11 protein-coding genes are annotated in these 12136 nt (G+C 73.6%); 1 reads left to right on the top strand and 10 read right to left on the bottom strand.

Annotated features, from left to right (window positions below; translation table 11 throughout):
* Window positions 1-81: 81 nt before the first annotated feature.
* From ACZ59A_RS14705 to ACZ59A_RS14750, 10 genes are all read right to left on the bottom strand, one after another.
* Window positions 82-963 (bottom strand): HpcH/HpaI aldolase/citrate lyase family protein, encoded by an 882-nt coding sequence (locus ACZ59A_RS14705; protein WP_470958183.1) that lies wholly within the window; start codon window positions 961-963, stop codon window positions 82-84.
* The gene (locus ACZ59A_RS14710; protein ID WP_470958186.1) at window positions 960-1904 is read right to left on the bottom strand and encodes an alpha/beta hydrolase; all 945 of its coding nucleotides are present in this window, start codon (window positions 1902-1904) and stop codon (window positions 960-962) included. Before ACZ59A_RS14710 ends, ACZ59A_RS14705 begins: the two co-directional genes overlap by 4 nt.
* Window positions 1901-3133 carry an NAD(P)/FAD-dependent oxidoreductase gene (locus ACZ59A_RS14715; RefSeq protein ID WP_470958189.1) on the bottom strand — a complete coding sequence of 411 codons (1233 nt, stop codon included), beginning with the start codon at window positions 3131-3133 and terminating at the stop codon, window positions 1901-1903. Before ACZ59A_RS14715 ends, ACZ59A_RS14710 begins: the two co-directional genes overlap by 4 nt.
* Before the next feature lie 13 nt (window positions 3134-3146).
* Complete coding sequence (locus ACZ59A_RS14720; protein ID WP_470958192.1) at window positions 3147-3950, bottom strand: enoyl-CoA hydratase/isomerase family protein; 804 nt, start codon at window positions 3948-3950, stop codon at window positions 3147-3149.
* Window positions 3947-4738, bottom strand: a complete 792-nt coding sequence (locus tag ACZ59A_RS14725; RefSeq protein ID WP_470958195.1) for an amidohydrolase family protein — start codon at window positions 4736-4738, stop codon at window positions 3947-3949. The genes ACZ59A_RS14720 and ACZ59A_RS14725 overlap by 4 nt, the downstream gene beginning before the upstream one ends.
* A gap of 16 nt (window positions 4739-4754) precedes the next feature.
* The gene (locus tag ACZ59A_RS14730; RefSeq protein ID WP_470958198.1) at window positions 4755-5507 is read right to left on the bottom strand and encodes an SDR family NAD(P)-dependent oxidoreductase; all 753 of its coding nucleotides are present in this window, start codon (window positions 5505-5507) and stop codon (window positions 4755-4757) included.
* Window positions 5504-6736 (bottom strand): CaiB/BaiF CoA transferase family protein, encoded by a 1233-nt coding sequence (locus ACZ59A_RS14735; RefSeq protein ID WP_470958200.1) that lies wholly within the window; start codon window positions 6734-6736, stop codon window positions 5504-5506. Before ACZ59A_RS14735 ends, ACZ59A_RS14730 begins: the two co-directional genes overlap by 4 nt.
* Window positions 6733-8406: an AMP-binding protein gene (locus ACZ59A_RS14740; RefSeq protein ID WP_470958203.1), complete on the bottom strand. Its 1674-nt coding sequence runs from the start codon at window positions 8404-8406 to the stop codon at window positions 6733-6735. Before ACZ59A_RS14740 ends, ACZ59A_RS14735 begins: the two co-directional genes overlap by 4 nt.
* Window positions 8407-8482: 76 nt before the next feature.
* Window positions 8483-9619 carry an acyl-CoA dehydrogenase family protein gene (locus ACZ59A_RS14745; protein ID WP_470958206.1) on the bottom strand — a complete coding sequence of 379 codons (1137 nt, stop codon included), beginning with the start codon at window positions 9617-9619 and terminating at the stop codon, window positions 8483-8485.
* 50 nt (window positions 9620-9669) lie between these two features.
* Complete coding sequence (locus ACZ59A_RS14750) at window positions 9670-10854, bottom strand: acyl-CoA dehydrogenase family protein (protein ID WP_470958209.1); 1185 nt, start codon at window positions 10852-10854, stop codon at window positions 9670-9672.
* An 84-nt stretch (window positions 10855-10938) separates the two neighbouring features.
* Here ACZ59A_RS14750 and ACZ59A_RS14755 point away from each other — a divergent pair, with 84 nt between their 5' ends.
* On the top strand, window positions 10939-12126 hold the full coding sequence (locus ACZ59A_RS14755) for a thiolase family protein (RefSeq protein ID WP_470958212.1): 1188 nt from the start codon (window positions 10939-10941) through the stop codon (window positions 12124-12126).
* The last annotated feature ends 10 nt before the right edge of the window (window positions 12127-12136 follow it).

The following is a 12136-nucleotide window of genomic DNA, read 5'->3' on the forward strand; positions in this document are numbered from 1 at the left end:
CACGACTCTTGACAGGGGCAACATCCGGCGCATCTCCTGGAACCGATTCCAGAACCCTTTTCACCTACGACGACACCGCGCTCACCCCGTGAAGCGCCCCTGTCGCGTCGCGAGCCACTGGACGGCCTTGTCGTAGTGTGCCCTGTCGATGTGCAGACCCCGGTAGCGCACCGCGCCGCTGCCCTCGGCGGCCGCCCGCTCGTAGGCGTGGACGAGCCCGGTGTAGAACGTGGTCTCCTCCGGGGTGGCCGAGAACACCTCGTTGAGGACCGGGACATGGGCCGGGTGGATCGCGACCATGCCGCGGAAGCCGAGTGCCCGGCCGCGCCGGGCGAAGGTACGGAGTCCGTCGAGGTCGTCGACGCGCTCCCACAGGCCGGTGAGGGCGTGCAGCCCGGCCTCGCGGCACGCGAGGAGCACCCGGCTGCGCAGGTACAGCGTCTCCTCTCCGCCCGGCGACCACTCGAAGCCGACCTCGCGTGCGATGTCGGCGTGCTCGGCGGTCGGGCCGATCATCGCGGCGACACGCGGCGACGCGGCTGCCACGTCACGGCAGTTGTGGATGGCCCGGACCGTCTCGACGGGGACGATGTACTCAAGACCCGTCACCCCGCCGCGCAGTTCGAAGTGGTCGAGCAGGGCGTCATAGCGCAGCACGTCCGTGGCCTGCTCGATCTTCGGCGCGAAGATGCCGGACAGGCCCGGGACGACGACCGCTTCGAGGTCGGCTCCGGTGAGCCGAGTGGCGAGGCCGTTGACCCGCACCAGCAGGCCGACCGACGGATCGAGCGCGCGCAGCCGGGTGACGGCGTCGGCGGCCCGGTCCCGGGCCACCGCCTTCAGCTCGTCGGGCACCGAGTCCTCCAGGTCGAGGACGATGGCGTCCGGGCCCGCGGCCAGGGCCTTCTCGGCCCAGGCCGGTTTGTGGGCGGGCACGAACAGGATCGACCGGTACGGTTTCACGGGTGGCTCCGAGGCAGGTCCAGGAGGTGGCCGAGCCGGTCGGCCACGTAGCCGAGGGCCTCGGCACTGGCGACCGGCAGCAGGTCGAGCAGGGTGACGAAGCCGTGGATCTGGCCCTCGAACCGCCGGAGTTCCACCGCCACCCCCGCGGCGCGCAGCCGGTCCGCGTACGCCTCGCCCTCGTCGCGCAGCACATCGTGCTCGGCGGTGACCACGACGGCGGGTGGCAGCCCGGTGAGGTCGGCGCCGCGCAGCGGCGAGGCGCCCGGGGTCCGGCGGGTGGCGGCGTCGGGGGCGTAGTGGTCCCAGTACCAGGCCATGGTGGCGCGGGTGAGGAGGAGTTGGCTCGCGGGGTCGTGGTACGAGGCGGTGTCCGGATGGCAGTCGGTCACCGGGCAGAGGAGCACCTGCGCCGCGACGGCCGGGCCGCCCCCGTCCCGGGCCCGCTGGGCCACCACCGCCGCCAGGTTGCCGCCCGCGCTGTCCCCCGCGACGATCAGCGGCGCGTCCGGTCCGGCGACGCGGGCCCGGTGCGCTTCCGCCCAGCGCAGCGCGGCCCAGGCGTCGGCCGGGGCCGCCGGGTAGCGGTGCTCCGGTGCGAGGCGGTAGTCGGCGAGCGCCACGGCACATCCGGTCCGCCGGGCGAGCCTGCGGCCGAGGGTGTCGAACGCGTCCAGCGTTCCGACCACCCACCCGCCGCCGTGCAGATAGAGGATCACCCCGCGCGGTGCGTCGCACGGGACGAGCAGCCGGACCGGCACGCCCGCGTGGCCGTCGCCCGGGGCCACGGCCTCCTCCACCCTCGCCATGGCGGGCCCAGCGCCGAACAGCGTGCTCATGACGGCGTGCCGTTCCCTGGCCTCGCGCGGCGTCAGCTCGTGCAGGGGCTTGGCCGTGGCCGCGCGGGCGACGAAGTCCGCCGTCGCCGGGTCGAGTGTCATCGCGGCGCCGTCTCCGGGCGACCTGGTGCGCCGCGTCGCTCTGCCGCGACGTCCAGGGCCTCCCGCCAGGTACCGCCGCCGTCCAGCAGCTTCCGGTACGGGGCGAGTTCGCGCGCCCCGCCGAACCCGACGACCGCCCGCAGGGTGTCCCCGCTTCCCGCGACCGCCGTGAAGTCGCCCTCGTCCGGGTCCCCCGAGACGATCCGGACCTCGTCCTGTGCGCCGACCCGTCCGTGGATCCGCAGTCGGCCGCCGAGCTGGTCGGACCACACGTACGGCACCACGTCGCAGACCATGGGCGTCCCGGTGAGGTTGGCGGCGACGACGGACGCCTGGTCGACGGCGTTCGTCCAGTGCTCGACGCGGATGTCCGCGCCGTAGCGGGGATGCTGCCAGCGGGCGATGTCCCCGGCCGCGTACACGTCCGCCGCCCCCGTCGCGCCCAGGTGCTGATCGCACACGACGCCGTCCCGCAGGACCAGCCCGGATCCTTCGAGCCACCGGGTGGCGGGCCGGGAACCGACGCCCAGCACCACCAGATCGGCCGGGACCAGCCCGCCGTCCCCGAGCGTCACGCCCCGGAGCCCGCCCCGGCCGTCGTCCTCGATGCCCGCCACGGTGGCCCCGAGCCGCACCTCGATGCCGTGCCGCACGTGGCGTTCGGTGAGCGCCTTGCCGAGCACCGGCCCGAGACCGCGCACCATCAGCGCGGGCTGCGGTTCGACGACGGTGACCGCGCAGCCCAGGGAGCGGGCGGTGGACGCTACTTCGGCGCCGACGAAGCCTCCGCCGACGACCACCAGCCGGGCCCCCGCACGGCATCCCGCCCGGATGGCTGCCGCGTCCCGCGCCGTACGCAGCACATGCACGCCGGGGCGCGGCCGCAGCCCGGGGAGGGTAAGGGGAGCGGAGCCGGTCGCGATCACCAGGGCGTCGTACGGCAGGGGCGGCGCGCCGCGCAGCGCGAGGGTGCGGCCCGACGGGTCCAGGCCGGTCGCCGTCGTACCGAGGAGCGGTGCGACGCCGAGCGCGGCGAGTGCCGGTGCCGACAGCAGCGGCGGAGCCTCGGCTTCGGGGTCGGCGAGGTAGCCCTTGGACAGCGGCGGCCGGTCGCAGGCGACCGTGGGTTCGGCCCCGACCAGGGTGATCCGGGCGTCGCTGCCCCTGCGGCGCAGCGACTGGACGGTGCGGACGCCCGCGAGGGAGGCGCCGACCACGACGATGTGCATGGGCGTGCCTCCTTCAGGCGTCGGGTCCGGGGAAGCGGGGGCGGCGCTTGTCGAGGAATGCCTGCGCACCCTCGGCCATGTCGGGGCTGCCGATCGACTGCACCAGCATGCCGAGGCCGCTGCTGAAGGAGTCGCGGGCCGCGTTCCACCACACATTGGAGCTGATCTTGGTGATTTCCAGGTAGCGCGGGCTGAGCTGCGCGAGTTCGACGATCCACGACTCGACGGTCCGTTCCAGCTCGGTGTCGGGGACCACGGCATTGACGAGACCCAGCTCCAGCGCCTGCGCGGCGGAGTAGCGGCGGCAGAGCATGGCCATTTCCTTGGCGCGCTTCTCGCCGATCTGCACGCCCATCACATTGGTGGCGCCGGTGACGGGGGAGCTGCCGACCCGGGGGCCGGTCTGCCCGAAGGTCGCCGACTCGGCGGCGATGGCGAGGTCGCAGGCGACGACGAGTTCGTTGCCGCCCCCGGCCGCCGCGCCGCCCACGGCGGCGATGACGGGGCGCGGGCAGTTCCGGACGGCGTCGAAGAGCCGCAGAGAGGCCCGGTAGAGGCCGCGCATCGCGGTCACATCGGGCCTGCTGAGGCCGGTGAGGGCGCCACCGGCGCAGAAGCTGCCCGGCACGCCGGTGATGACGACCGCGCGGGAGCGGCTGGCCGCGTCGAGGGCGGCCGCCACCGCCTCGGCCATGGCCGGGTCGTAGGCGTTGCGGCGGTCGGGGCGGTTGAGGGTGATCCACGTGGCGTCCCCGCGCCGCTCGACCAGGACGTCATCGCCGGAGGCGGGTGAGGGGGAGGGGGATGGGGCGGTCATGCCGCGTCCAGACCCATGAGACGGGCGAAGTTGCCGCCGAGAATGGACTCCGTGGCCTCGTCGGACAGGCCGAGGGCTCGGATCGCCGCGATCTCCGCCGCCGGGTCGGCCATCGGCCAGTCGGAGCCGAAGACCATCCGGTCCGCGCCGTGTCTGCCGACGATCGCGCGTACCCGCTCGGGCGCGAGCCGGGCCATGGTCGGCGGCCATGAGGTCTCCAGGAAGACGTTCTCGCCGAGCAGTCGCTCCTCCGCCTCCTCCAGCCGGTGGTAGCCGCCGAAGTGACAGGCGATCAGCCGCAGGGCGGGGAAGCGCCGCGCGATGGCGCGGATCATCGCGGGGGTGGCCAGCTCGTTGCTCTGCCGGTCGCCGCCCGCGCCGACGTGCGCGATGACGGCGATCTGCGAGCCGAACGCCTCCAGCAGGTCCCACACCCGTCGGTCGTCGTACGCGAATCCCTGGAAGAGGGAGTGGAGTTTGACCCCCGTGATGCCGTGGCGGTGCAGGCTCGCGAGGTTGTCCTCCAGCGGCAGGTCCGGGTGAACGGTGCCGAAGGGCAGCAGGTCCGGGCCGCTCTGGGCGGCGACGAAGCGGTTGACCGCGTCGACGTGCCGGGCGGTGTCCGCGATGCCGAGCAGCACGCCCTTGTCGACGCCGGAGCGGGCCAGCACCCGGTGCAGGCTGGAGATCTTTCCGTCACCGTGCCGTTCGAGCTGGGGCACCCGGCCGCCGAGGGCGCGTTCCGCGAGGGCGTCGGGCCAGGCGTGGCAGTGCACATCGATGATCACTTCGGACCCGCTCCCTTCAGGGCTGGCCGCCGTCGACGGTGATGACCGAGCCGGTGGTGTACGAGGACAGTTCGCCGCAGGCCAGATACAGCGCCGTGCCGACGATCTCGGCGGGCCGTCCGCCCCGGCGCAGCGCGAAGCCCGCCGCGCGGGCGGCGAAGGCATCCATGTCCCAGGCGGCGGCCACGTCGGTGTGGAAGGTCCCGGCCATGATGGCGTTGACCCGTACGGTGGGGCCGAAGGCATGGGCGAGGCCCGCGGTGAGGGCGTTGAGCCCGGCCTTGGCGGCGGCGTAGGGCAGGACATCGGCCCGGGGGCGTACGGCGGCGGTGCTGCTGATGTTGATGATGCTTCCGCCGCGATCGGCGGCCATCCGGGTACCCGCGAGCGCCGCCAGCCGGAAGGGTCCCTTCAGATTGACCCCGATCACCTTGTCGAAGAGGACCTCGCCGACGTCCGCGACCGTGTCGTAACGCGGCGACATCCCCGCGTTGTTGACGAGGACGTCGAGCCGCCCGAACTCGGCGTACGCGGCGTCGACCAGGGCGTCGAGCCCGTCCCACCGCCCGACGTGGCAGGCGTACGGCAGGGCGCGCCGCCCGGTGGTGCGGCGCACCTCCGCGGCGACCTCGGCACAGCGCTCCAGGGTGCGGCTGGCGATCACGACGTCGGCCCCGGCACCGGCCAGGCCGAGCACGATCTCCCGGCCGAGGCCACGGCTGCCGCCGGTCACCAGCGCCACCCGGCCCGACAGTTCGACGGCCGTCATGGCACACGTGTCCGGTCCGGGGCCACGGCCGAGGACGCGGCCAGTTCGGCCAGTTCCCCGGGGGTGAGGCCGAGCAGTTCGGTGAGCGCGGGCGCGGTGTGCTCACCGATGCCGGGCACCCCCTCGTACAGCGGGCCGGGGTAGCTGTCCAGGTGGAGGACCGGGCCCGGCACCAGCACCGGCCCGAGGGCGGTACCGGCCAGCTCGACCAGGGTGCGGGCCCTGAAGTGCGGGTCCTCGACGATGTCCCTGGCGTCGTTGACGGGCGCGGCGACCACCTCGTGCGCCTCCAGATCGGCGAGCACCTCGGCGCGCGGCCGCTGCCGCACCCATGTGCCGACCAGGCGCTGAAGTTCCTCGTTGTGCTCCATCCGCGCCGGGTTGGTGGCGAACCGGGGGTCGTCGCCGAACTCGGGGCGGCCCATGGCGGTGAACAGGCGCAGCGCGATGGTCTGCGAGGACGCGGCGATGGACAGCCAATTGTCGTCCGCCGCCTGGTAGATGCCGCGGGGTGACGCGGAGCCGGAGCCGTTCCCGACCCGCTGCTGGATCTCGCCGCTGCTGGTGTAGCGGAGGATGCTGTCGCCCAGGATGAACATCAGCGGTTCGTAGAGGGCGACGTCCACGGCATCGCCCCGGCCGGTGCGGGACCGGGACAGCAGCGCCGTGACCGTGCCGAAGGCGGCCGAGAGTCCGGCGATGGAGTCGGCGAAACCGAACGGCGGGGAGGTGGGCGGAGAGTCGGGCCAGCCGTTGGTGAACGCGTAGCCGCTCGCGGTCTCGGCCACCGTGCCGAATCCCGGGCGGGCCCGGTACGGCCCGGTCTGGCCGAAGCCGGAGACGCGGGTGAGCACCAGGCCGGGGTTGTCGGCGGCCAGCACGTCGTAGCCGAGCCCCCACTCCTCCAGCCTGCCGGGCCGGAACGACTCCAGCACCACGTCCACGCGCGCGGCGAGCCTGCGCACCAGGTCGCGGCCCGCGGGCCGGCGCAGGTCGATGCCGATGGACTCCTTGCCCGCGTTGAGCCGGGCGAAGCCGAGCGCGAGACCGTTGTGCTGCGGCATCCACTGGCGGGCGAAGTCCCCGGTCGCCGGGTCCTCGACCTTGATGACACGGGCGCCGAAGTCGCGCAGCATCCGTCCCGCGGTGGGGGCCGCGTACATCGTGCCCAGTTCGAGCACGGTGACCCCGGCGAGCGGCCCGGGGCAGCTGCCCCGTTCGCGGCTCATGGGGTGCGCTCCAGGGCCGCGGTACCGCGCGGGGCGAGGCGGTCGTGGGTGCCGGGGGTGACGCCCTCGGCGCGCAGCAGGGCTTTGCGCACCCGCTCCGAGGGGGTCTTGGGGAGCCGGTCGACGAAGTGTACGAAGCGGGGAACGGCGAACGCGGGGACCCGGCCCTCGCACCACTCCCACAGCTCGGCGGGGTCGATGTCACGCGCGGCCACGACGCAGGCCATCACCTCGTCCTCGCCCGCCTCGACACCGGCGGCGACGCCGATCACGGCGCACTCCAGGACGGCTTCACAGCCGAGCAGGGCCTGTTCGATCTCGTACGAGCTGATGTTCTCGCCCCGGCGGCGCAGCGCGTCCTTGTAGCGGTCCACGAAGTAGAACCAGCCCTCCGCGTCCTTGCGCAGTGCGTCGCCGGTGTGGAACCAGAGGTTCCGCCAGGCTTCGGTGGTGCGCTCGGGCATGCCGTAGTAGCCCATGCTGCACGTCCAGGGGTGTTTCGGGCGGACGACCAGCTCGCCGGTCTCGCCGGTCGGCACCTCCCTGTCGGTGTCGGGGTCGACCAGCCGGATGTCGAACCAGTCGGCGGCCTGCAGCCCGGCGGCGCCCGCCGGGCGCTCCTCGCCGTACGGGGTGAGGATCGGTGCGCTGGTCTCGGTGAGCCCGAAGACCTCGACGAACGAGCCGATGCCGTAGCGCTCGCGGAATCCCGCCAGTATGGAACCGGCGGTGGGCGCGGCGAAGACCGAGCGCAGCCGGTTGTCGGCATCGTCGGGCCGGGGCTCCTGTTTCCAGATGAAGTCCATCATCACGCCGATGAGATTGGTGACCGTGACGCCGGAGGCGCGGAGCTGGCCGACCCACCGGCTGGCGCTGAAGCGCGGCCGCACCACCAGGCGCGCCCCGGCGATGAGCGCCGGATACGCGGCCATGAACTGGGCGTTGCCGTGGAAGAGCGGGGTGCAGGTGAAGTACACGTCGTCGGCGGTCAGCCGCTGGAGGCTGACCACCTCCTCGCCGAAGAAATGCATCTGGGCGTGTGGCATCGCCACGCCCTTGGAGGGGCCCGTGGTGCCCGAGGTGAAGAAGATGGCGGCGAGCGAAGAGGGTGCGGGAGAGGGTGCGGCCGGGTTCGCCCCGGGCCGGGCGCCGCGCGCCAGCTCCTCCCAGGGCTCCGCCCGCCACCCGGCGTCGCGCAGCGCGCGCAGGGCGCTCTCGCGGGAACCGGTGTCGACGACCCAGAAGCATTCGATGACGCGGGCGTCGTCGGCGATGGCGAGGAACCGCTCGGCGAGTACGTCGTCCACCACCGCCCAGCGCGGGCCCGCGGTCACCAGCTGGTGGCTGAGGAACACGCCCTCGTACGCGGTGTTGACGGGCACCTGGACATAGCCGCCGAGCGCCACCCCGAGCCAGGTGCGCACGAACTGCGAGGAGTTGGCCGCCATGACGAGCACCCGGTCGCCGGGGTCGGCACCGGCCCGGGCCAGCGCGCCGGCGACGGATTCCGCCTGCTCCAGGCTCTGCGCGTAGCTGAAGGTGCGGTGCTCCTCCGGTACGTCGAGGAAGACCGCCTCGGGGCGGACGTGTGCCTGGTGGCGCAGCACGGTGGCCAGGGTCCAGGTGCGCTGGTCCGGAAAGACCGGCACCAGGTCCGTGTAGGTCCTCATCTCACCCCTTGTCTGCGCGGTGGCGATGACTCGAACAGAACCGATATAACCATAGTCATGGTTTTGGGGCCAGGGTTCAGGTACGGCCTCGCGTGAGCGTCTTCGCGAGCTGGCCGGTCAGCACCTCGTTGCCGCCCTCGTAGATCCGCATCGGCCGGGCATTGCGGTAGAGCCGCTCGATCGTGGAACCCGTGGCGAGGCCGAAGCGGCCCATCATCTGCACACAGCGGTCCACCACCCGGCCCGCGGTCTCGGTCGCCGCCACCTTCGCCATCGACGACCAGGGGAGCGCCGCCGCCGGGTCCTCGGCCGCCCTGGCCGCCGCGGTGTAGGTCAGGGCGCGCGCGGACTCGATCTCCATCCACGAGGTGCCCAGGAGGTGGGGGAGGGGCCCGAGCCGGGCCAGCGGCTGGCCGAACTGCTCGCGCGAGGTCGTGTGCCGTACGGCCTCGTCCAGTGCGGCCTGGGCGAGGCCGACGGCCGAACCCGCCACCGAGACGCGGAAGGTGGACAAGGTCCGCAGCACCAGCGGGAACGCGCCGCCCGGTGCGCCGATCCGGTGGTCTGCGGGGACCTTCACCTCGTCCAGGAGCACCGTGCCGAGGATGTGCGGGGCGATGATGTCCGGGCCGCTCTCCACCCGTACGCCGGGGGCGTCGGCGGGGACGAGCACCAGGCTGTGGCCGTCGCCCTCCCGGCACAGCACGGTGTAGAAGTCGGCCGCGCCGGCGTTGGTGATCCAGGACTTGCGGCCGCTGACGACGAGCCCGCCGTCGCCTTCGGTCACGCGGGTGCCGACCGACCGCAGGTCGGAGCCGATCTCGGGCTCGGTGAGCGCCAGCGCGGCGATCGCCTCCAGCGCGGCGACCCGGGGCAGCCAGGCGTCCCGTATCCGCGGGGCGGCCGCGGACAGCGCGAAGCTGCCGATGCCCTGCATGGCGAAGAGCGAGTCCAGATGGCCCGAGACGGCCATCAGCGCCTCGCGCACCACCGTGACGGCGAGGGGATCCACGCGCCCGTCCTCCCCGCCGTGCGCGGCGGGGACGGTGAGCCGGACCAGGCCGCTCGCGCGCAGCGCGTCCCGCGTCGCCGGGTCGATGCCGGTGGCGGCGTCGGCCCGGTCGGCGCCGGGGCGCAGCCGCTCGGCGAGTTCCGTGGCGCGCTCGCGCAGGGCGCGGTGACGTCGGGGTAGCCGGGTCAGATCGAACGGCATGGGCGGTCTCCTTCGCGTTCGTTTCGCCGGGCCGGGCCCCGGGGCGTTGGTCAGCGGCGCTGGTCGAAGTTCCGGCCCAGCAGCTCGGAGACGATGCGCGTGCGCTGCATGGTGGGCGTGCCGCCCGCCAGCGCCCAGCCATGGGCGTCGCGGTGCAGCCGCTCGATCCCGTATTCCTCGGTGTAGCCATTGCCGCCGTGCAGCTGGATGGCCAGGTCGGTGACGCGCTTCGCGGTCTCGTTCGCCGTGCACTTGGCCAGCGAGACCTCCAGCGATGAGGGCAGGCCCCGCCCGGCACCCCGCGCCGCGCGGTGGACCAGCAGCCGCGCCGCCTCGACCTGGAGCACCATGTCGGCCAGGGTCAGCTGGGTGGCCTGGAACTCGATCAGGGGCTTGCCGAAGGCGTGACGTGCCTGCACATAGTCCACGGTGCGGTCGACGGCCGCCTGGGCGAGGGCCAGGCTCATGGTCGCGTTGCCGAGCCGCTCCAGGGAGAAGCCGGTGAACAGCTCGCGGAAACGGCCGGCGTCCACCAGCAGGTTGGCGGCCGGGACCCGTACGTCGTCGAAATGGATGTCGCAGGACGGGATGCCGCGGAAGCCCATGAGCTTCTCCTGCGCGCCGTAGGAGATGCCCGGCGTGTCGGCATCGACCACCAGCGCGCCGATTCCGCGTGCGCCGGGCACGTCCGCGAGCCGTGCGTAGAGCAGGTACTGATCGGCGTGACCGCCGCCCGATATCCATCTCTTCGATCCGCTGACGCGGTAGAAGCCGCCCTCCCGGACGGCGCGGGTGGTCATGTCGGTGGCCGCGGAGCCCGCGTCGGGCTCGGAGATCGCCACCGCCATCGTCGCGTCGCCGCGGATGATGGGGGGAAGGCAGCGGGCGCGCAGCTCGTCGCCGCCGAGCAGATTGACGACGGCCGCCGGGCCGGTGTTGCACTCGAACACCTGGAACGCCGCGGGGCGGCATTCCTTGGCCAGCTCCTCGATCACCACGAGCGCGTCGAGTACCGGGGCGCCGGAGCCGCCGAACTCCTCGGGCAGCGTGATGCCGAGCAGCCCCAGATCACCGAGCCTGCGGCGCTCCTCATGCGGAAGCGGTACACGCTCCGCGTCCCATCGCGCGGCCAGCGGCGCGTAGTGCTCCCGGGCCAGGTCCCGCGCCATGCGGCGCACCTCGAGCTGCTGCTCGGAGAGGCCGTCCGCGGGTTCGTTCACCATGGTTCCGGACACGAATCCATGGTAAAGGTATTCATAGTTTCTCTGTCAAGGCACCTCACATCAGCCGCCCGCCCGCCGAGGATCCGGGGGAACGCCATGCCCGCAGCCGTCATCGTCGACGCCGTGCGCTCTCCCATGGGCCGGGGCAAACCCGGTGGCGCGCTCGCGGCCGTCCACCCGGTCGACCTGCTGGCGGCGGTTCTCACCGCGCTCCTGGACCGCACCGGCATCGACCCCGGCACCGTCGACGACGTCCTCGTCGGCTGCGCGGGCCAGGCCGGTGAGCAGTCCGCCACCCCCGGACGGCTGGCCTGGCTGGCCGCCGGACTCCCCGAACACGTGCCCTCGGCGACCATCGAGCGCAAATGCGGCTCCGGGCAGCAGGCGCTGGACTTCGCCGTGCAGGGGGTGGTCGCGGGGGCGTACGAGACCGTGGTCGCGGCCGGAGTGGAGTCGATGAGCCGGGTGCCGATGGGGTCGGCCCGCATGGGCGCCGACCCCTTCGGCGCGGGAGTGGCCCGCCGGTACGCCCCCGGCCTGCTGCCGCAGGGCGTCGCGGCGGAACTCGTCGCGGACACCTGGCACCTGAGCCGGGAGGCACTCGACGCCTATGCCGCACGCTCGCACGAGCGCGCCGCCGCGGCAGCGGCCGACGGCGCCTTCGCGCGCGAGACCGCGCCCGTCACCACCCCCCACGGCGTCGTCTCCGAGGACGAGACCATCCGCCCGGGTTCGACCCCCGCGAGGCTGGCCGAACTCCCCGCGGCCTTCGCCGGATCCGGTTACCACCGCCGCTTCCCGGACCTCGCCTGGAAGATCACCGCGGGCAACTCCTCCCAGCTCACCGACGGTGCGGCGGCGCTCCTGGTGATGAGCGAGGGGCGCGCGGCCGCCCTCGGCCTCACCCCCCGGGGCCGGATCGTGGCCTCCGCCGTATGCGGCGACGACCCGCTGCTGATGCTCACCGGTCCGCTCCCCGCCACCCGGCGCGTGCTGCACCGCTCCGGCCTGGCCCTGGACGACATCGCCGCCGCCGAGGTCAACGAGGCCTTCGCGAGCGTGCCCCTCGCCTGGCAGGCCGAGTTCGGGTTCCCCGGCGACCGGCTCAACCCCCGGGGCGGCGCCATCGCCCTCGGCCACCCGCTCGGCGCCTCCGGCGCCCGGCTGACCACCACACTGCTCGGCTACCTGGAGGACACCGGTGGCCGCTACGGACTCCAGACCATGTGCGAGGCGGGCGGCATGGCCAACGCCCTCATCCTGGAGAACCTCGGCGCGCCCTGAGCGCCGCCCG

It is taken from the genome of Streptomyces sp. NPDC040405 (genome assembly GCF_055595765.1).